16 protein-coding genes are annotated in these 19,649 nt (G+C 71.5%); all 16 read right to left on the bottom strand.

The window, feature by feature from the left end; genetic code table 11:
* Window positions 1-72 precede the first annotated feature (72 nt).
* Window positions 73-1,209 (bottom strand): glutamate 5-kinase, encoded by a 1,137-nt coding sequence (gene proB, locus LP52_RS14505; RefSeq protein WP_193789992.1) that lies wholly within the window; start codon window positions 1,207-1,209, stop codon window positions 73-75.
* A gap of 163 nt (window positions 1,210-1,372) precedes the next feature.
* Window positions 1,373-2,737 carry a GTPase ObgE gene (obgE, locus tag LP52_RS14500; protein ID WP_040274115.1) on the bottom strand — a complete coding sequence of 455 codons (1,365 nt, stop codon included), beginning with the start codon at window positions 2,735-2,737 and terminating at the stop codon, window positions 1,373-1,375.
* Between the two features lie 134 nt (window positions 2,738-2,871).
* Window positions 2,872-3,138: a 50S ribosomal protein L27 gene (rpmA, locus tag LP52_RS14495; protein WP_040274114.1), complete on the bottom strand. Its 267-nt coding sequence runs from the start codon at window positions 3,136-3,138 to the stop codon at window positions 2,872-2,874.
* A 13-nt stretch (window positions 3,139-3,151) separates the two neighbouring features.
* Window positions 3,152-3,472: a 50S ribosomal protein L21 gene (gene rplU / locus LP52_RS14490; RefSeq protein WP_040274113.1), complete on the bottom strand. Its 321-nt coding sequence runs from the start codon at window positions 3,470-3,472 to the stop codon at window positions 3,152-3,154.
* Window positions 3,473-3,751: 279 nt separating this feature from the next.
* The gene (locus LP52_RS14485) at window positions 3,752-6,820 is read right to left on the bottom strand and encodes an Rne/Rng family ribonuclease (RefSeq protein WP_040274112.1); all 3,069 of its coding nucleotides are present in this window, start codon (window positions 6,818-6,820) and stop codon (window positions 3,752-3,754) included.
* 154 nt (window positions 6,821-6,974) lie between these two features.
* Complete coding sequence (locus tag LP52_RS14480) at window positions 6,975-7,712, bottom strand: TIGR03936 family radical SAM-associated protein (RefSeq protein ID WP_040274111.1); 738 nt, start codon at window positions 7,710-7,712, stop codon at window positions 6,975-6,977.
* A gap of 574 nt (window positions 7,713-8,286) precedes the next feature.
* Window positions 8,287-10,221, bottom strand: coding sequence for a TIGR03960 family B12-binding radical SAM protein (locus LP52_RS14475; protein ID WP_040274110.1), 1,935 nt, complete (start codon window positions 10,219-10,221; stop codon window positions 8,287-8,289).
* Window positions 10,222-10,344: 123 nt separating this feature from the next.
* Complete coding sequence (gene rodA, locus LP52_RS14470; protein WP_052809850.1) at window positions 10,345-11,523, bottom strand: rod shape-determining protein RodA; 1,179 nt, start codon at window positions 11,521-11,523, stop codon at window positions 10,345-10,347.
* Window positions 11,524-11,545: 22 nt separating this feature from the next.
* Window positions 11,546-13,693, bottom strand: coding sequence for a penicillin-binding protein 2 (gene mrdA / locus LP52_RS14465; protein ID WP_040274222.1), 2,148 nt, complete (start codon window positions 13,691-13,693; stop codon window positions 11,546-11,548).
* Entirely contained in the window at window positions 13,690-14,232 is a 543-nt protein-coding gene (gene mreD, locus LP52_RS14460) for a rod shape-determining protein MreD (protein WP_040274108.1), read from the bottom strand. Before mreD ends, mrdA begins: the two co-directional genes overlap by 4 nt.
* The gene (mreC, locus tag LP52_RS14455; RefSeq protein ID WP_052809849.1) at window positions 14,229-15,152 is read right to left on the bottom strand and encodes a rod shape-determining protein MreC; all 924 of its coding nucleotides are present in this window, start codon (window positions 15,150-15,152) and stop codon (window positions 14,229-14,231) included. Before mreC ends, mreD begins: the two co-directional genes overlap by 4 nt.
* Window position 15,153: 1 nt before the next feature.
* Window positions 15,154-16,188, bottom strand: a complete 1,035-nt coding sequence (locus LP52_RS14450) for a rod shape-determining protein (RefSeq protein ID WP_040274107.1) — start codon at window positions 16,186-16,188, stop codon at window positions 15,154-15,156.
* A gap of 201 nt (window positions 16,189-16,389) precedes the next feature.
* Entirely contained in the window at window positions 16,390-16,797 is a 408-nt protein-coding gene (gene ndk / locus LP52_RS14445) for a nucleoside-diphosphate kinase (RefSeq protein ID WP_040274105.1), read from the bottom strand.
* A 221-nt stretch (window positions 16,798-17,018) separates the two neighbouring features.
* The gene (locus tag LP52_RS14440; RefSeq protein WP_040274104.1) at window positions 17,019-17,375 is read right to left on the bottom strand and encodes a DUF4233 domain-containing protein; all 357 of its coding nucleotides are present in this window, start codon (window positions 17,373-17,375) and stop codon (window positions 17,019-17,021) included.
* Window positions 17,376-17,377: 2 nt separating this feature from the next.
* Window positions 17,378-18,724, bottom strand: coding sequence for a bifunctional folylpolyglutamate synthase/dihydrofolate synthase (locus tag LP52_RS14435; protein WP_040274102.1), 1,347 nt, complete (start codon window positions 18,722-18,724; stop codon window positions 17,378-17,380).
* A 130-nt stretch (window positions 18,725-18,854) separates the two neighbouring features.
* Window positions 18,855-19,649, bottom strand: a 795-nt coding sequence (locus LP52_RS14430) for an LVIVD repeat-containing protein (protein WP_040274100.1), incomplete at its 5' end; no start/stop codon positions are given.

Genomic DNA, 19,649 nt, shown 5'->3' with positions numbered 1-19,649 from the left:
CTGGACGGCCCCGCCGAAACCCCTGCGGCACGGGCCCGCGGAGGGGCCTCCACCGGCCGGAGGACCGGTCGGCTAAGCGCCGCCGCGCCGCGCGCGTTCGCGCGCCGCACCCAGCAGCACGAGGTCGTCGCGGTGCACGATCTCGCGCTCGTATCCGGGGCCCAGCTCGCGCGCGAGCCAGCGGGTGGAGCGTCCCATCAGATCGGGGATCTCGCTCGCGTCGTAGTTGACCAGCCCGCGGGCTATCGCGGTGCCCTCCTCGTCGTGCAGGTCCACCGGATCGCCTGCCGAGAAGTCGCCTTCGACCTTGACCACGCCCGCCGGGAGGAGCGAGGCACGCCCTTCCGCGACCGCGCGCACCGCTCCGGGGTCCAGCACCACGCTGCCGCGCGCCTCGGTGGCGTGCGCCAGCCACAGCTGGCGGGTGGAGGGCCGGCGCCGCGCGTGGGCGGTGAAAAGCGTTCCCACGCTCTCGCCCGCCAGCACGGCGCGCGCGTTGGCCGCCGAGGTGAGCACGGTGGGCACCCCCGCTTCGGTGGCGATGCGCGCCGAGGACACCTTGGTGACCATGCCGCCCGTGCCGACACCGCGCCGTCCCGCGCTGCCGATGTCGAGGCCGTCCAGGTCGGCCGGGTCGCTGATGCGGGGAATGCGGCGGGTACCGGGCCGGGCCGGGTTGCCGTCGTAGAGCGCGTCGACGTCGGAGAGCAGCACCAGCGCGTCGGCGCGCACCAGATGGGCGGCGAGCGCGGCGAGCCTGTCGTTGTCGCCGAAGCGGATCTCGTGCGTGGCCACCGTGTCGTTCTCGTTGACGATGGGCACGGCGCCGAAGTCCAGCAGGCGGCGCAGCGTCCGCTGAGCGTTGCGGTGCTGGACGCGGCGCATCATGTCCTCGACGGTCAGCAGCACCTGCGCGGCCGTGAGCCCGTGCCGGGCGAAGGCGGCGGTGTAGTGGGCGATCAGCAGCCCTTGGCCGACGCTGGCCGCGGCCTGCTGGGTGGCCAGGTCGCGGGGGCGGGCGGTCAGCGCCATCGGAGCGATCCCCGCGGCCACGGCCCCCGAGGAAACCAGCACCACCTCGGTACCGGCGGCACGGCGCTCGGCGAGCACGTCGGCCAGTTCGGTGATGCGGTCGGTGTCGATGGTCCCGTCGGGCGCGGTCAGCGACGAGGAGCCGACCTTGACGACGACCCGGCGGGCCCGGGTCACTTCGGTGCGCTCGCCGGACGCGTCGTTCCCTTCGGAAGGTCCCGCTTCTGACTGTGCGTTGCGCACGTCGCACTACTTTCCATGGGTATCGGTCGTATCGGCGGCCGGGCCACCCATACCCCGCGCGACACGGGCGGACGGGCGCACCGGCGCCCGCGCGCCCTCAACCCAGCCGGGAGTCGGTGCCGCGCGGGCCGATCGGTGTCTCGCCCGCCTGGATCGACGGGTCCCAGTCGAAGACCACGGAGTCCTCCTCGTCGCCGATGTAGACCTCGGCGCCCTCGGTCGCGCCCGCCGCGGCGAGGGCGTCCTCGATGCCGAGCCGGTTCAGCCGGTCGGAGAGGTAGCCGACGGCCTCCTCGTTGGCGAAGTCGGTCTGGCGCACCCACCGTGTGGGCTTGGTGCCGCGCACACGGAACGTGTTGTCGCCCAGCGGCACGATCTCGAAGGGGGTCTCGCCCTTCTGGCGGGGGCGCAGCACGATGCGGCTCGGCTCCGGCTCGGGCCGGGCGGCTCGGGCCGCCTCGACCTGCTCGGCCATGGCGAACGACAGCTCGCGCAGGCCCTCGTGGGCGGCGGCGGAGACCTCGATGACCCGAAGGCCGCGCTCGCGCAGCATCGGGGCGACCATGTCGGCCAGTTCGCGCCCGTCGGGCACGTCGACCTTGTTCAGCACCGCGATGCGCGGGCGGTCGGACAAGTCGACGCCCGTGGCCTCGCCGTAGGCCGAGAGTTCGCCTTCGAGCGCGTCGAGGTCGCTGACCGGGTCGCGGCCGGGCTCCGGCGTCGCGCAGTCGAGTACGTGCACCAGCATGGAGCAGCGCTCGACGTGGCGGAGGAACGCCAGTCCCAGGCCCTTGCCCTCGCTCGCCCCCGGGATCAGGCCGGGGACGTCGGCCACCACGAACTGGGTGGTTCCGGCCTCGACCACGCCGAGATTGGGGACGAGGGTGGTGAAGGGGTAGTCGGCGATCTTGGGACGCGCGGCCGACAGCGCCGCGATCAGTGACGACTTGCCTGCGCTGGGAAAACCGACCAGACCCACGTCGGCGATGGTCTTGATCTCCAGGCGGAGATCCAGCGCCTCGCCGGCCTCGCCCTTGAGCGCGAACCCGGGAGCCTTGCGGTTGGGCGAGGCCAGGGCCGCGTTTCCGAGTCCGCCGTTGCCGCCCCGGGCGATGACCATCCGGGTGCCGTGCCCCACCAGGTCGGCGATCACCTCACCGGCGGCGTCGAGCACCACGGTGCCCTCGGGCACCGGCAGCACGATGTCGTCGCCGTCGCCGCCCGAGCGGTTCGCGCCCCGTCCGGCGGTGCCGTTGTGCGCACGGCGGTGCGGCCGTCGCCGGTATTCCAGCAGTGTCGCGGTGTTGCGGTCGACCTGCAGCACGACGTCGCCGCCCTTGCCGCCGTTGCCGCCGTCGGGCCCGCCCAGCGGCTTGAACTTCTCTCGGTGCACGGAGGCGCAGCCGTGCCCGCCGTCACCGGCCTTGATGTGCAAGACCGCTTCGTCGACGAAGTCAGGCATGTGGTCCTCCCGTGCTGTTTACTGCCCTGCCCAGCCTATGCGCCGCGGGGACGCGCCGACCGGAGCCTGCACATGCGAAAGGCGGGCCAGATGGCCTGGCCCGCCTCACGCATGGTGTTACCGCGCCGCCGGACCTACTCCGCGGGGACCGGGGCGGGGACGATGTTCACGGCCTTGCGGCCGCGCCGGTTGCCGAACTCGACCTGGCCCGCGACGAGCGCGAACAGGGTGTCGTCGCCGCCGATGCCGACGTTGTCGCCCGGGTGGAAGCGGGTGCCGCGCTGGCGGACGAGGATCTCGCCGGCCCGGACGGCCTGGCCGCCGAAGCGCTTGACACCCAGCCGCTTCGCATTGGAATCGCGGCCGTTCTTGCTGTTCGATGCGCCCTTCTTCTGAGACACCTCGCGCCCCTCCCTACTTGTTCGTGTTCGACGCGATACCGGTGACGCGCACCTGGGTGTACTTCTGCCGGTGGCCCATGCGCTTCTTGTAGCCGGTCTTGTTCTTGTACTTCACGATGTTGATCTTGGGGCCCTTGGTCTCGCCGAGGACCTCGGCGGTGACGGAATAGCCGCCCAGCTCCGAGGAGTCGCTGATGACCTTGCCGTCGTCGACGACAAGCAGCGGCTCCCATGTCAGAGTGGCGCCGGTCTCGTCGGAGACCCTGTCGATGTTCAAGACGTCGTCGACAGACACCTTCTCCTGTCGGCCGCCCGCTCGCACGATCGCGTACACCGGGGAACTCTCTTCCTGCTCGTGTGGACCGGACCCCCGCCGAAGCGGAGGCGGAATGCGCTCAAAATCGACCTTCGACCCGCGCGCTCGCTCACGGCGGCGCAAGGTCGAGAAGTAGGTCTCGGGCGCGCGAACGATTGGGGCGCGCCGACGCACCGGTTTCTAGGTTACCACCGGTGCGAGAGGGCGAGGCACGCCCGCAGGCTCGCGCGGGGGATGCCCAGGCCGACCCGGAACGCGGGCCGGCCTGGGACGGCGGCCCTGATGCCGCCCACTCCCTCAGGTGGCCTCGGCCACCGCCGAGTCGGCGGCGGCCGTGGTCTTGGTCCGCCGGGTGCGGCGCCTGCGCGGGCGCTGCTCGGCGGAGTCCTCGTCGGCCGAATCGGCGCTCCCGGCCGCGGAGTCGTCCTCGGCGGAACCGGCATCGGCCGGTTCGGCGCCGGACTCGGCGTCCTGGCCGCGGGTGCGCTTACGCCGTCCGGCCTTCTGCCCCTTGGCGGGCCGCTCGGCTTCGTCGGCCGCCGGTGCCTGCGCGTCCTCGGCGGAGGCGGCGTCGGCGGCGGCGTCCTCCGCCGCTGCGGGGGACTCGGCTGCGTCCTCGGCCGAAGCCGCGGCGTCGGCCTTCTTCCGCGTGGTCTTGCGGCCCGCGGCCTTGGTGGCGGACTTCGAAGCCGACGCGGACTTGGCGGTGCTCTTGCCGCCGGCACGCTTGCCCTTCGCGGGCACCGGCTCCTCGACGGCCTCCTCGGCCTCGGCGGCCGCCGCCGCTCCTGCGGCGGGCTCCAGGTCGACGGGGTCGGACCCGGCGTCCGGAGCGGGCTCGGCGGGTTCGGCCGCCTGCTGCTCGGCCTTGTCCTTGTCCTTGCCCTTCTTCTTGCGGCCGCCGCCGTTGCCGTTGCCGCCGCTGCCGCCGGACTTGGTGGCGGCGGACTCGGCGTCCACCACCACACCCCGCCCGGCGCAGTGCTCGCAGCTGTGCGAGAACGCCTCGATCAGGCCCTGGCCGACCCGCTTGCGGGTCATCTGCACCAGGCCCAGCGAGGTGACCTCGGCCACCTGGTGCTTGGTGCGATCGCGCGAGAGGCACTCCAGCAGCCGGCGCAACACCAGGTCGCGGTTGCTTTCCAGCACCATGTCGATGAAGTCGATCACGATGATGCCGCCGATGTCGCGCAGCCGCAGCTGGCGGACGATCTCCTCGGCGGCCTCCAGGTTGTTCTTGGTGACCGTCTCCTCGAGGTTGCCGCCCTGCCCGGTGAACTTGCCGGTGTTGACGTCGACGACGGTCATGGCCTCGGTCCTGTCGACGATCAGCGAACCGCCGCTGGGCAGCCAGACCTTGCGCTCCAGCGCCTTGGAGATCTGCTCGTCGATGCGGTAGGCCGCGAACACGTCGCGATCCTCGGTCCAGTGCCCGAGCCTTTCGGCCAGGTGCGGCGCGACGTAGTCGACGTAGTCCTTCACCGTGTCCCAGGCCTCGTCACCGGCGACCACCAGGCTGGAGAAGTCCTCGTTGAAGACGTCGCGAACCACGCGCACGGTCAGGTCGGGCTCGCTGTTGAGCAGCGAGGGCGAGCTGGCCGAGCGGGACTTGCGCTTGATGGAGTCCCACTGCTTGGCCAGCCGGTTGATGTCGCGCTCCAGCTCCTCCTCGCTGGCCCCCTCCGCGGCGGTGCGCACGATCACGCCGGCGTTCTCCGGCATGACCTTCTTGAGGATCTGCTTGAGGCGCGCGCGCTCCTTGTCGGGCAGCTTGCGGCTGATGCCGGTCATCGAGCCGTCGGGCACGTAGACCAGGTACCGGCCGGGCAGGCTGATCTGGCTGGTCAGCCGCGCGCCCTTGTGGCCCATGGGGTCCTTTGTGACCTGCACGAGCACCGACTGGCCGGATTTGAGCACCGACTCGATGCGCTTGGGCTGGCCCTCCATGCCCGAGGCGTCCCAGTTGACCTCGCCGGCGTAGAGCACGGCGTTGCGGCCCTTGCCGATGTCGACGAACGCGGCCTCCATCGACGGCAGCACGTTCTGCACCCGGCCCAGGTAGACGTTGCCGACGTAGGACTTGTGCGCGGCGCGGTCGACGTAGTGCTCGACGAGGACGTCGTCCTCCAGGACCGCGATCTGGGTGCGCTCGCCGCTGCGGCGGATGACCAGGTCGCGCTGGACCGACTCGCGGCGGGCCAGGAACTCCGACTCGGTGATGACGGGTGCGCGCCGCCGGCCCTGCTCGCGGCCTTCGCGGCGGCGCTGCTTCTTGGCCTCCAGACGCGTGGAGCCCTTGACCGCCTGGACCTCGTCGCGGGCCTCCTTGCCGGTGCGCGGCTCGCGGACCCGCACGACGGTGTTGGGCGGGTCGTCCTCGCTCTGGTTCTGGTTCTGGCTCTGGCCCTGGTTTCGGCTTCGGCTCCGGCCCTCGGACTCCTCGCCCTCGCCGCCGGAGCGGCGCCGACGGCGCCTGCGGCGGCGTGTGCCGGAGGTCTGCTCCTCGTCCTCGTCGGGCTCGTCGCCGGCGGCGGACGACGGGGCGCTCTCCTCGGTGCTCGCCGCGGCGGCGGGCTGGGAGGCGTTCTCCTCCTCGGCGTCGGAGTCGGACTCGGCCTCGTCCTCGCCGGAGCGGGTGCGGCCACGCCCGCGTCCGCCGCGACGCCGACGACGGCGCGAGGAGCGCTCCTCCTCGGTCTCGGTGTCCTCGGCCTCGCTCAGCTCAGCCGATTCGCCGCGGTCCTCCTCGGTGTCCTCGGCTTCCCGGGCCTCGGGGGCCGAGCCGTTGCTCTCTGCGCGCGACGCCGCCTTGGCCGGGGCGATCGGCGGCTGGAACAGCACCATCGGCGACTGGACGGCGCCGTCGCCGGTGGCCTCCGGCGCGACACCGGAGTCGGCCGCGGAGGAGGAGGCGGCGGGCTCGGGCTCGGGCTGGGCGGGCGGGTCGGACTCGGCGTCCGAGCCCGCTGCGGCCCGGGAGCCCCCGCCGCCGGAGGAGGTCCCGCGAGTACGCGTGCGCCGCTTGGGCGCGGGCTTCTCGGCCGCGGGCTCCTCGTCCGCCGGGGTCTCGGTCGCCGCCGCGTCGCCGTCGGACGGGCCGGCCCCCGAGCCGGAGGACGTGTCCTCACCGGCCAGCGACGGCTGGCCGGCCACGGTGGTCAGCGGTCCCTCGGACGGCGCCACCGGTTCGGGCTCAGGCGGCGGTCCGGCCGAGCGCAGCACTCCGCTGCGCCGCGCGGGGCCGCTCACCTTCACCTCGCCCTCCTGCGGCGGCGCGAACGTCGTCGCCTGGGGTTCAGGTGTGTGTGTCGTTTCAGTTGTGCCCTCGGTGCCCTCGGCACCGGTGTCGGGCTCGTTGTCGAGCATCCGGGCGGTCTCCCGTCAAGTCCCCGGGCGCGGCGTCGGTGCAAGGCCTCGGCCGCTGCGCGCGCGGACTGTGTCGTCGCTATGTCGTCGCCGGCAGCCGTTCGGGGGCTGGCCGGGGAAAGTCGTTTCGGGTCGCCCGCGTCCCCAATGGAGCTCACGCATCGGGCGCGCTCCGCGCGGGCGGATTCGGCCGCGGTGTGTCCACCGCACGTCCCGCCGGATCGGCCTGGGCATCCGCGGCGAGCGGATCGGCGATCGCGTCGGACGCATCACTGAGCGGTCCCTGCGCCAGCCGGGTCATCACAGGTGATGACAGGCGCGCGAGGTCGGCCACTCGGCGAAGGCCGTTCACCACGTCGTCCGGTCGTACGGCAGGTGTCGTGTGCCGGACGACCATCCGAAGTATGGCATATGTCTCATCTCGGTCCCTCGTGGCGCGCCCGTCCACCTCCAGGTGGAGGACCGCCGCTCGGGCGTCGAAGGTGCGGCGGCCCTTCTTCGTGGACCGCTCCACTTCGACGGTATCGGCCGCTGTGAACGCGGCCACCGCCTCCGCGGCGTCGTCGGGGCCGACGCCGGGCAGTTCCACCCGCCACTCCGATACCTCAAGACGGTCGGCCAGTGCGCCTGGCGCCGCCTTCACCACCTCGGCGACGTCGAGCCCGTCGGGCATGGCGTCGTCGAGCCGGACGCGGACCTCGTCGGGCGCAACGGGTTCGGCCAGCGTGATCTCGAAGTACTCCGCCTCACTGGCCACCCCGGTAGGGGCGGCGTTGACGTAGGAGAGCTTCGGGTGCGGCGTGAACCCCGCTGAGAACGCGACGGGGACCTCGGCACGGCGCAGCGCCCGCTCCAAGACACGGGCGATGTCGCGATGGCTCGCGAACCGCATCCTGCCGCGCTTGGTGTAGCGGACTCGCAGCTTCGGTCCGAGGTGTCCGGTGGAGGACGGGGTAGTGCCCTCGGTTGCGGGGGGCAGCTCAGCTCCTTTCCTCGATAACTCGCCGGCGGGCGGGTCGATTCCTCCCTGACTCACCCGCCTGGGAGATTCACGTCTTACTTCAGCGTACGGTGCGCTCCAAGGAGGACGCGCCACCGGAACGGGGTGCAGCGCCGCCGCCCGCCCGCACCGGGCCGGTGGGCGGATGACCCGATGATGCAGTGCTCCGTGCTGGATCACCCACGTATGTGCTGTTCCCGCCCGCTGACCGGTTGAAAAGCGTTCGCCGGGCTTCTCTAGCGAGGCGGCCGCACGGCCGCATCGACCCGTGGTCCCCGGTGACCTGCGAAGAGTCCGGGAGCAGAAATTTCTTCGAGGAAAATCCCGCTCCGATGCAAACCGCAGCCGCCACCCGTCCGTCTTACATGACGTATGGCCCGGCGCGAGCGGGGCGCCGGGCCATACCTCACTCCCCCGGCGCGGGGGAAGCGGGCGGCTCCGGCGCCCTCCTCGCGCCCCGGCGGCCTCAGACCACCGTCAGCGGCAGCGACCTTCCCGGGGCGCTCGGCCCGATCTGGATCTCGGTGCCCATCGTGGGGCAGACCCCGCAGTCGTAGCAGGGGTTCCACCGGCAGTCGTCGACCTCGACCGACTCCTCCCCGTGCAGCGCGTCCTGCCAGTCCTGCCACAGCCAGCCGCGGTCGAGCCCCGCGTCCAGGTGGTCCCACGGCAGCACCTCGTCCTCGGCGCGCTCACGCACGGTGAACCAGTCCATGTCCACCGTCTCGTCCGCCAGCGCCTTCGCGGCGCCCTCGGCCCAGCGCTCGTAGGAGAAGTGCTCGCTCCAGCCGTCGAACCGGCCGCCGGCGCGCCAGACCTCCTCGATGACGCGGCCGACACGGCGGTCGCCGCGCGAGAGCAGCCCTTCGATGATGGAAGGCTGGCCTTCGTGGTAGCGCAACCCGATGGCCTTGCCGTAGCGGCGGTCGGAGCGCAGCTCGGCCTTGAGCTTGTGCAGCCGGGCGTCGACCAGCTCGTAGGGGGTCTGGCCCGCCCACTGGAACGGGGTCTGCGGCTTGGGCACGAACCCGCCGATGGACACCGTGCAGCGGATGTCGGAGCGGCCGCTGACCTCGCGGCCGGCGCGGATGACCTCCTTGGCGAGGTCGGCGATGGCCAGCACGTCCTCGTCGCCCTCGGTGGGCAGTCCGCACATGAAGTACAGCTTCACCTGCCGCCACCCGGCGGCGTAGGCCGCGGTGACGGTGCGGATCAGGTCCTGCTCGGTGACCATCTTGTTGATCACCCGGCGCATCCGCTCGCTGCCGCCCTCGGGAGCGAAGGTCAGCCCGGAGCGCCGGCCGTTGCGGGTCAGCTCGTTGGCGAGGTCGATGTTGAAGGCGTCCACCCGCGTCGAAGGCAGGGACAGACCGGTGTTGGTGCCCTCGTAGCGGTCGGCCAGCCCCTTGGCGATGTCGCCGATCTCGGTGTGGTCGGCGCTGGAGAGCGAGAGCAGCCCGACCTCCTCGAACCCCGAGGAGCGCACGCCCTTGTCGACCATCTCGGTGATGGTCTCCTTGCTGCGCTCGCGCACCGGTCGGGTGATCATGCCGGCCTGGCAGAAGCGGCAGCCGCGGGTGCAACCGCGGAAGATCTCCACGCTGTAGCGCTCGTGGACCGACTCCGCCAGCGGCACGATGGGGTTCTTGGGGTAGGGCCATTTGTCGAGGTCCATGACCGTGTGCTTCTGCACGGTCCACGGCACGCCCTCGCGGTTGGGCGTGTACGCCTCGATGCGCCCGTCGGGGTGGTAGGTGACGTCGTAGAAGCGCGGGACGTACACGCCGCCGCCCTCGGCCAGCCGCAGCAGCAGGCCGTCGCGCCCGCCGGGGCGGCCCTCGCGCTTCCACTCGCGCACCACTTCGGTGACGGCCAGCGTGATCTCCTCGCCGTCGCCCAGGACGACCGCGTCGAGGAAGTCGGCGACGGGCTCGGGGTTGAACGCCGAGTGCCCGCCCGCCAGGACGACCGGGTGGTCGTCGGTGCGCTCGGCCGAGTGGAGCGGAATCCCCGCCAGGTCCAGTGCGGTGAGCATGTTGGTATAGCCCATCTCACTGGCGAAGCTGAGCCCGAGTACGTCGAAGGCCCCCACGGGCCGGTGCGCGTCCACCGTGAACTGCGGCACGCCGTGCTCGCGCATCAGCGCCTCCAGGTCCGAGCCGACGGCGTAGGTGCGCTCGGCGAGCACGCCCTCGCGCTCGTTGAGGACCTCGTAGAGGATCTGCACGCCCTGGTTGGGGGCGCCCACCTCGTAGGCGTCGGGGTACATCAGCGCCCAGCGGACCTCGGCGTCGTCCCAGTCGCGCACAACGGAGTTGAGCTCGCCCCCGACGTACTGGACCGGTTTCTGCACACTCGGAAGCAGCGCTTCCAGCTGCGAAAACACGCTTTCGATGGGCATCGTGGTTCCCCTGCGTCGGCTGTCGCGGAATCCTTAGGAATCCCCCAGCTTAGCCACACGCCGGGCGCGCACCTTCCATGCGGACGGATCCGTCCGCGCGCGGCCGGGAACGTGGCCCTGCGGTCAGTGGACGCCGTGCTCGCGGGCGTGCACGTTGAGGACCAGCCCAAGCACCGCGAGATTGGCCACGGCCGCCGTGCCGCCGTAGGACACGAACGGCAGCGGGATGCCGGTGATCGGTGCGACTCCCAGCGTCATACCGATGTTGATCAGGCTCTGGAAGCTCAGCCACGCTGCTGCGCCGACGCAGACCAAGCGGGCGTACGGCCCCTCGCTGCGGCCCGCCGTGCGCAGGATCCGCCACAGCACGAACGCGAGCAGCCCGATGATGACGGCCCCGCCGACGAATCCCAGCTCCTCGCCGGCCACGGTGAAGATGAAGTCGGTGTGCTGCTCGGGCACGAACCGGCCGCGGGTGTGCTCGCCCTCCAGCAGCCCGGTGCCGTTGAGCCCGCCCGAACCCACCGCGATCATCGACTGGTTGGCGTTGTAGCCGGCGCCGCGCGGGTCCGCGCCGGGGTTGACGAAGGTGGTGAAGCGCTGCAGCTGATACTCCTCGAGCAGGCCGAACCACCACACGCTGAAGGCGGCCAGCACGCCGCAGCCGATGAGCCCGGCGACCCACCGCACGGGTGCGCCCGACAGCGCGAGCATGCCCAGGTAGGTCGCGGTGAGCACCATGGCGGTCCCCAGGTCGGGCTGGGCGAGGATCAGGCCCAGCGGTACCGCCAGGACCGCCAGGCTGAAGAGCACGTCGCGGGTGGTGGGGGCGAACTCGCCGTCGCGCGGCTCGCCCAGCAGCATCGCCACCGCCAGCACCAGGCCGAGCTTGGCGACTTCGCCGGGCTGCATCTGCAGTCCGGCCACCACCAGCCAGGAACGCGAACCGTTGATGGTCTCGCCCAGCGGCGTCAGCACCAGGGCCAGGCCCAGCACCGCGGCGAGATAGACGACGGGCGCATAGGCGCGGGAGACGCGGAAGTCCACCGCGGCCACCACCAGCAGCACCACCGCGCCCACGGCCAGGTGGAGCGCCTGGCGCCGGACGAAGCCCAGGGCGCCGTCGGGGTCGGCGGGGTCGTAGGTGGCCGACCACACCAGCAGGCAGCCGATCGCCGATAGCGCCGCGACGGCGACCAGCATCGGCCAGTCCAGCCGGCGCGGGGCCGAGGAGGCGATCATCCGCCCTGCCCGGTCGGCCAGGCCCGGCGGTTCTGTGTGCGGCGTGGGAACGGTGGTCATCGTCTACCGCCAGCGGTCATCGTCAGTGGTCGTCGGGCGGGGCGATGGAGCCGTCCTCGCGGACGCTCGGCAGCGCCGTGGGCGGTGCGCCCGAGGAAAGCGCGGGTTCACCGCCGTCGGAGAAGCCGTAGATGCCCTCGTAGATCTCGCGCACCAGCGGCGCCGCGGTGCTGCCTCCGGTTCCCGCCTGGGGGACCATCGCCACGACCGCGAACTGCGGGTCGTCGGCGGGGGCGTAGGAGGCGAACCAGGACGAGTCCGCACGGCCCTGCGTGGTGGCGGTTCCGGTTTTCCCGGCCACGGAGACCTTGCCCTGCGGGAAGTCTCCGAATGCGCCGGAGGCGGTGCCCTCCTTGGGCACCTGGGTCAGCGCCCGCTGGATGTACTTCAACGTGCGGTCCTCAACGGGCAACTCGCCGGCCTTGACCGGTTCGATCTCCTCGACACGCTCGCCGTCGGCCGAGAGGAGCGCCCTGCCCACCCGGGGCTCGTACACGGTTCCACCGTTGGCGATGGCGGCGTAGGCGCGGGCCAACTGGAGCGGTGTGACCTGCACGTCCCCCTGGCCGATCGCGCGGTTGATCGCGTCGCCGGCCGTCCACCGGTCGCCGCTGCGGCACTGCTCGCGGGCCAGGCGCTTCAGGTAGGCGGCGTGGCCCGGGTCCTCCTTCGCCACCTCGGGGTAGCCCTTCTCCGCCATCTTGCAGCTGTGCTCACGGGTGTCCAGCCAGTACTGGCGCTTCCACTGGCGGTCGGGAATGCGCCCGCTGGACTCGTGCGGAAGGTCGACCCCGGTGGGGGCGCCGTAGCCGAAGCTGTGCGCCATCGCCGAGACCGGGTCCCGGCCCTTCTCCCCGCGGCTGTCGCGCCACATGTCGTAGCCGAGCTGGTAGTAGACGGTGTTGCAAGAGACCACGATGGATTTGCGCAGGTCGATGGTGCCGTACCCGCCTCCCGCGAAGTTCTGCCAGGACCGGCCCGCCAGCCCGATGGAGCCCGGGCAGCTGTAGGACCCGTCGAGCGACGCTCCGTTCTTCACCGCGGCGGCCAGGGTGGTGGGCTTGAACGTCGATCCCGGGGGGAACTGCCCCTGCAGCGCCCGGGAGATCAGCGGTTCGCCGGCGTCCTCGCTGAGCAGCTTGTCGTAGGTGCCGGCGTCGATGCCGCCGTTCCACACCTCGGGGTCGTAGTCGGGCAGGCTGGCCATGGCCACGACGCGGCCCGTCCGCACGTCCAGCACCACGGCGGCGCCGGAGTCCACGGGCTTGCCCTGGCTGCGCGCCTTGTCCACGGCGCCGCGCAGCGCGTCCTCGGTGACCTTCTGGACCTCGGTGTCGATGCTGGTGACCAGGTGCATGCCCGGCTCCGACGGTGTGCGGGAAAGGGTGCCGCGAACGTCGCCCTGGCTGGAGACCGACAGGATGCGCTCGCCGGAGTCGCCGCGCAGGCGGTCGTCGTAGACGGCCTCGACACCGTCCCGGCCGACCCTGTCGACGCCGCTGAACTCGGCGCGCAGCTCCTCGCGGGCTTCGAACTCCTCCTGGGTGATGGGCTGGAGGTAGCCCAGCACCTGCGCGGCGAGCTCGTCGTTGGGATACTCGCGCACGGCCATCTGCTGGGCCGAGATGCCGGGGAACTCGTTCTGGCGCTCCATGATCTGCAGCGCGACCTTGGGGGCGACGTTCTCGGCCAGCGGGATGGGCTGGTAGGGCGATCCCTGCCAGCAGGGCTGCCCGGTCTCCGGCCCGCACAGCCGCACCCGATCGCGCAGTTTCGCAAAGGGTCTGTCGATCAGCTCGGCGACCTTGCGCAGCACGGCGGTACCGTCGTCGTCCCGTTCGAGCAGGGCGTGGTAGTCGGCGGTGACGGTCAGCTCGGTGCGGTTGGTCACCAGCGGGCGGCCCTGGGCGTCGACGATGCGGCCGCGCAGTGCGGGCTGGATGAGCTTCTGGGTGTGGCTGGCGAGCGCGAGCTCCTGGTAATGCTCGGCCATGGGCACCTGCATGTACCACATGCGCGCGGTGAGAGAGGCGAGCAGAACCAGCACCAGGAGCTGCACAGCGAGCATGACGCCCCGCCGCGAGGTGCGCGGCGGGGAAGGCGCGGCGGGCGCGTCGGGTCTCCGGTGGCGCCGGCCGCTCAGCAGCCTGCGCCTGCGGAGTGGTCTCATCTCCATCCCCTCCCGCTGGTCACGGGTACAGGCAGGTCGGAGTAGGCATCGCCGGTGATCCGGCGCATCAGCGCGCCCGTGGGCACCAGCACGGCGGGGCTGACCACCAGGGTCATGGCGGTGCCCCCGAGCAGCGTCCACACCGCATCGGGCAGCTGGGCGCGGGGATCTCCCAGGACCAGGCCGAGCAGCACGAAGCCCGCGGTCACGCCCAGTGCGGTGCCCGCGGCGGCCACGTAGGGCCCTGGCCCCGAGCGAACGCCGGAGTCGCGGACGGAGGCGATCGCATAGCCGGCCAGGCACAGCAGCAGAGCTGTGCGGCCGATCTCGTGGTCGGCGGGCGGCAGCACGTCCACCGCCAGCCCGGCGGCGAATCCGGTGACCGCGCCGGCCACCGGGGAGGACCACAGCGCGATTCCCACGACCACGAGCAGCACCAGATCGGGGGCCAGGCCCCACGGCAGCGGCAGCCGGTTGACCACCGCCGTCTGGACGAGTACCGCGGCGAGCACGAGCAGCGCCGGCACCGTCGCCTTCATCGTCCGCCCTCCCCGTCTGCATCGGATCCGCCCGCGGCCTGCGGGGGGTCGGGCAGGAGGGAGTCGCGGGGGTCATCCTCGGGTCCGGCCACGATGACCCCCACGACGTCCAGAGAGCCGAAGTCGACCGCGGGCTCGGCCTTGCCCGTGCGGGACAGTCGGCCCGGCGTGTCCTCGACTCGGGAGATGGTTCCGATGGGCACCCCCGGAACGAAGGGGGCGTCCTCGTGCGAGCCGAGGGTGACGACGCGCTGCCCCTCCTTCATCCGTGCGTCGGCGCTCATCAACTCGAAACGCAGCGGCGTGCCGTCGCCGGTCTCCTCGGAGGCGCCCTCGGCCACGCCCACCTCCTGGGAGTCCTCCAGGCGCGCGCCGACCGCCGAGGCGTGGTCGGTGATCAGCATGACGGTGGCGGTGGAGGGCCCGGCCTGCACGACGCGCCCCACCAGGCCGTCGCCGTCGACGACGGTCATGTCCGCGCGCACGCCGTCGTCGCGCCCGGCGTCGAGGGTGACGGTGTCGGAGAACCCGCGTGCGGTCACCCGCGTGACCGCTTGGGCGGGAACGATCTCGTAGCCGCCCCTCCCCGCCAGTTGCAGCAGCTCGTCCAACCGCTCGGCCCGGTCCTCGTCGTAGTCGCGCGATTGCAGCCGCGACTGCAGCCGCTGGTTGCGCCGCTCCAGCTCGTCGATGCGCTCACGGGAGCCCTGGGCCGCGGACAGGGTCTCGTAGGCGCCGGCGAAGGGCGCGCCGGCGAACGTCACCCCTGCCGAGACCGGGCGGAAGACCGCGTCGCCGACCGTGCGTGCGGCGCCGGTGACGGGGTCGGTGCCCGCACGGGAGTCCAGCACCACGAGCACGAGCGAGACGGCGGCGAGCACTCCCACGACCAGCCGCGCCCGGGAACCGTCGCGGCGCATGTCAACGCCGCCGCTCTGGGACGAGGACCTGGCTGAGCCGATCGTAGTTCTCCACGCAGGTGCCCGAGCCCACGGCCACGGAGTCCAGGGCGTTCTCGGCCACGTGGATGGGCATGCCGGTCTCGTGGCGCAGCCGCCCGTCGAGCCCTGCCAGCAGCGCGCCGCCGCCGGTGACGGCGATGCCGCGGTCCATGACGTCGCCCGACAGCTCCGGCGGGCACTTGTCCAGCGTCGTGCGTACCGCGTCGACGATCGCGGTGACCGGCTCCTCGATGGCCTGGCGTACGTCGGCCGCCGACATCACGACGGTCTTGGGCAGTCCGCTGACCAGGTCGCGTCCGCGTACCTCGGCGTGCAGCTCCTCGCCGCCGGTGGGAAACGCCGATCCGATGGCGACCTTGATCTCCTCGGCGGTGCGCTCCCCGATCATCAGGGAGTACTCCTTTTTGACGAAGGCCATGGTCGCCTGGTCGAGTTCGTCGCCGCCCACGCGGATGGACTGGGAGGTCACGATGCCGCCCATGGAGATGACCGCGACCTCGGTGGTGCCGCCCCCGATGTCGACGACCATGTTGCCGGTGGGCTCGTGCACCGGCAGCCCCGCGCCGATGGCCGCGGCCATGGGCTCCTCGATGATGTAGACGCGCCTCGCGCCTGCCTGGTATCCGGCCTCCTTGACCGCCCGGTGCTCCACCGACGTGATGCCGCTGGGCACGGCGACGATGATGCGGGGCTTGGCGAAGTGGCGCCGGCGGTGGATCTTCTGGATGAAGTAGCGCAGCATGCGCTCGGTGATCTCGAAGTCGGCGATCACGCCGTCCTTCAGGGGCCGCACCGCGGTGATGTTGCTGGGTGTGCGGCCGATCATCTGCTTGGCCTCGATACCCACCGCGACGATCTTGCCCGTGGAGGAGTTCATCGCGACGACGGAGGGCTCGTTGAGCACGATCCCGCGGCCGCGGACGTAGACGAGTGTGTTGGCTGTCCCGAGGTCGACCGCCATATCGCGGCCCAAGAAGGCGAGGTTATTGGTCATGAAGCGTCCTCAGCGGCACCAAACGGGTGTGGCCCCCACGGGGCGGTCAATACGGACTCGTTCCAGTACGGATATGGATCTACCCGTATCGTAACCGTGTGCAGTCATCCGACTACACAAACACTCCGAACGGATCAGGTGCTCGGAACACCAAAAAAGCGCCGGGCACAGGCCCGGCGCTACTGAAGAGACGTGGTCGGATCAGCCCAGATCGGGGAAGAACAGCTTGATCTCGCGCTCGGCGGAGTAGGTGGAGTCCGAACCGTGCACGATGTTCTGCTGGACCTCCAGGGCGAAGTCGCCGCGGATGGTGCCCGGGCCCGCCGAGATGGGGTCGGTGGCGCCGGCCAGCGCGCGGAAGGCCTCGACGGCACGCTCGCCCTCGACGACCATGGCCACCAGCGGGCCGCCGGTGATGAACTCCACCAGCGAGTCGAAGAACGGACGCTCGCGGTGCTCCTCGTAGTGGGTCTTGGCGGTGTCGGTGTCCAGCGTGCGCAGGTCCATCGCGACGATCCGCAGGCCGCGGCGCTCGATCCGGGAGATGATCTCGCCGGTGATGCTGCGCTGCACGCCGTCGGGCTTGATCAGAACAAGGGTCCGCTCCACGGTGGATCACTCCTCGGCAGTCGGTGCTAGAGAAAGGCTGAAGGGGGACGGGGTCGACACCGGGCTGCGCCCGACGCGCGGCGAATGCGGCCGCCCCTGGCCGTCGTCACCTTATCGCGTCCACCGCTGCGTCATGGCCGCTATGCGAGCCCCGACCAGCACCGACCGGCCGGATGCGGCCGCGGTCGGCTCGCGGTCGCGCTTCGCGGCACGACCCGGCGCTATTCCGGCTGCCCGGGTTGCGGGTCCCGGGTCTCCGCGCGGGCCGCATCCTGGGCGTCGGTGCGCTGGCCCAGCAGCACCGCGGCCACCCACAGCGCGAGGAAGACGACGCCCAGAAGCGCCAGCCCCGGCACGACGAACCCGCTGATCAAAAACGCCGCCTGCAGCGCCCAACCCGCGTAGTAGGCGGGGCGGAAGCGCTGCAGAGCCGACAGCAGCAGCGCGAGCCCCGCCAGGCCGCCCCAGACGCTCCCGGCCACCGCGGGATCGATTCCGGCGACCTGGATCGCCACCGGCACGGCCAGCCCGATGACCATGCACTCCAGGAGCAGCACCACCGCGCACATCCTGCGCATGGTCACTCCCCCTTGATCAGCAGGCGGGCGTCGCCGGCGGTGACGACCGACCCGGTGATGAGCACGCCGGCGCCGCTGGGCTCGCCGTCGGACTCGGCCAGCCCCACTGCGGCGTCGATGGCGTCGTCGAGGCGCTCCGCCACGTGCACGCGGTCGGAGCCGAAGATCGGCTCGGCGATGTCGTAGAGCTGCTGGGCCGTGAGGCTGCGCTCCGAGGAGTTGCGTGTGACCACGATCTCGGTGACCAGAGGCTCCAGCGGTTCGAGGATTCCCTCGACGTCCTTGTCGCCCATGATCGCCAGGAGCCCGATGAGCCGGGCGAAGCTGAACTCCTCCTGGACGGCCTCGACCACCGCGGACATCCCGGCCGGGTTGTGCCCGGCGTCGATCAGCACGGTGGGCGTGGTACGCACGATCTCCATGCGCCCCGGAGCCTCGACTCCGGCCAGCGCCTCGGAGACCAGTTCGGGGTCGAGCCGCTCGTCGCCTTCGCCCGGCCCGGCGAAAGCCTCGACCGCGGCCACGGCCACGGCGGCGTTGCCGGCCTGGTGGGGACCGAACATCGGCAGGAAGAGGCCCTCGTAGCCGCCCCGCAGGCCCTTGAGCGAGAACTGCTGGCCGCCCACGGCGACGGCGCGCTGGGCCACGCCGAACTCCAGACCCTCGCGGGCCACCCGCGCGCCGGTCTCGGAGACGTGGCGCATCAGCACCTCGGCGGCCTCCAGCGGCTGCTGGGCGAGTACCGCGACGGAGTCGGGCTTGATGATGCCGGCCTTCTCCTCCGCGATGCCCTCGACGGTGTCGGGCAGGAAGTCGGCGTGGTCGAGGGCGATGGGGGTCACCACGGCGACGTCGGCGTCGACCACGTTGGTGGCGTCCCAGGTGCCGCCCATGCCCACCTCGACCACCGCGACGTCGACAGGGGTGTCGGCGAAGAGGGCGTAGGCCAGGCCGGTAAGCACCTCGAAGAAGGACATCGGGATCTCGTGGGAGGCGTCGACCATCTCCACGTAGGGCCGGATGTCCTCGTAGGCCTCGACGAAGCGCTCCTGGGAGATCGCTTCGCCGTCGAGGACCACACGCTCGCGCATGGTCTGCAGGTGGGGGCTGGTGTAGCGCCCCACGCGCAGATGGCGTTCGCGCAGCAGCGCATCGATGATCCGGGCGGTGGAGGTCTTGCCGTTGGTCCCCGTGATGTGGATGACCCGGTAATTGCGCTGGGGATCACCCAGCAGGTCCATCAGGGCGCTGATCCGCTCGGTGGAGGGATCGATGTCGGTCTCGACCCGTCGGGCGGTGATCTCGGCGACGGCCCGGGTGTACTTCTCGGAGATTCCGGCCTCACTCACGGCGCCGCCTGCTGTTCGACTGGGGTGCACACACGATCCACCCTACTCACGCAGCGGTGTGCCGATGCCCGGGGCGCGGCGGCCCGCCGCCCCGTGGGACGGCGGGCCGTCGTACTGCGCTACCGCGGCCTTAGCGGCCGGGGCGGTAGCGCGGCTGGCTCTGCGGGTTGAACTCGTCGTAGGTGACCTTCTCGGCTCTGTTGAGCCTCCGGTCGTCGAGCTTGAGCACGTCCAGTCCGCGCACGATGTCGGAGGAGTAGACGTAGCCGTTGTAATAGTAGGTGGACCAGGTGTCGTTGCCGGTCACCCCGGCCTCTTCGTCGGGTGCCACGTCGAAGTAGCCGATCTCGCGGGGGTTCTCGGGGTCGTTGAAGTCGATGACCGAGATCCCGCCCTGGTACCAGGACTGCACGAAGTAGTCTTTGCCCGGCACCGGGATCAGCGAGCCGTTGTGCGCGACGCAGACCTGCTCGCCCTGGTGGCGGTCGATCTTGAAGTAGCTGGCGAACTCCAGCCGCGGGTTCTTCTTGCCGCCCTTGAGGGAGTAGATCGCGTCGGCGCCGCGCTTGGGGCCGATCTCCTCGGTGCAGGTGGGCGCACCGCCACCGCCGAGTTCGTCGGTGAAGAGCACGGACTTGGCGTCGTTGGTGAAGGTGGCCGAGTGCCAGAACGCGAAGTTCTCGTCGCGGACGGTCTCGGTGACGACCGGCTCCACCGGGTCGCTGATGTCCATCATCACGCCGTCACCCATGCACGCGGCGGCGGCTATGTCGCGGTGCGGGTAGACCGTGATGTCGTGGCATCCCTGTGTGGGAAGCAGCAGGCCGTCCTGGTCCTCGTTCCCGCCCTCGGGGAAGACCACGGGTTCGTTGACCACCGAGGCCGAGGCCGGGTCGTCGGTAGGCACCTCGATCACCGAGATCTT

Origin of the sequence: Streptomonospora alba (assembly GCF_000826685.1) — a bacterium.
Lineage (GTDB): Bacteria > Actinomycetota > Actinomycetes > Streptosporangiales > Streptosporangiaceae > Streptomonospora > Streptomonospora alba.
This window is presented reverse-complemented; position numbering and strand designations above follow the sequence as displayed.

What these genes read in the sequence shown, in the direction of transcription:
- obgE (WP_040274115.1), bottom strand. Translation starts at nt 2,737, where the DNA reads ATGCCTGACTTCGTCGACGAAGCGGTCTTGCACATCAAGGCCGGTGAC.
- LP52_RS14485 (WP_040274112.1), bottom strand. Translation starts at nt 6,820, where the DNA reads ATGCTCGACAACGAGCCCGACACCGGTGCCGAGGGCACCGAGGGCACA.
- LP52_RS14480 (WP_040274111.1), bottom strand. Translation starts at nt 7,712, where the DNA reads ATGCGGTTCGCGAGCCATCGCGACATCGCCCGTGTCTTGGAGCGGGCG.
- LP52_RS14475 (WP_040274110.1), bottom strand. Translation starts at nt 10,221, where the DNA reads ATGCCCATCGAAAGCGTGTTTTCGCAGCTGGAAGCGCTGCTTCCGAGT.
- rodA (WP_052809850.1), bottom strand. Translation starts at nt 11,523, where the DNA reads ATGACCACCGTTCCCACGCCGCACACAGAACCGCCGGGCCTGGCCGAC.
- mrdA (WP_040274222.1), bottom strand. Translation starts at nt 13,693, where the DNA reads ATGAGACCACTCCGCAGGCGCAGGCTGCTGAGCGGCCGGCGCCACCGG.
- mreD (WP_040274108.1), bottom strand. Translation starts at nt 14,232, where the DNA reads ATGAAGGCGACGGTGCCGGCGCTGCTCGTGCTCGCCGCGGTACTCGTC.
- mreC (WP_052809849.1), bottom strand. Translation starts at nt 15,152, where the DNA reads ATGCGCCGCGACGGTTCCCGGGCGCGGCTGGTCGTGGGAGTGCTCGCC.
- LP52_RS14450 (WP_040274107.1), bottom strand. Translation starts at nt 16,188, where the DNA reads ATGACCAATAACCTCGCCTTCTTGGGCCGCGATATGGCGGTCGACCTC.
- LP52_RS14440 (WP_040274104.1), bottom strand. Translation starts at nt 17,375, where the DNA reads ATGCGCAGGATGTGCGCGGTGGTGCTGCTCCTGGAGTGCATGGTCATC.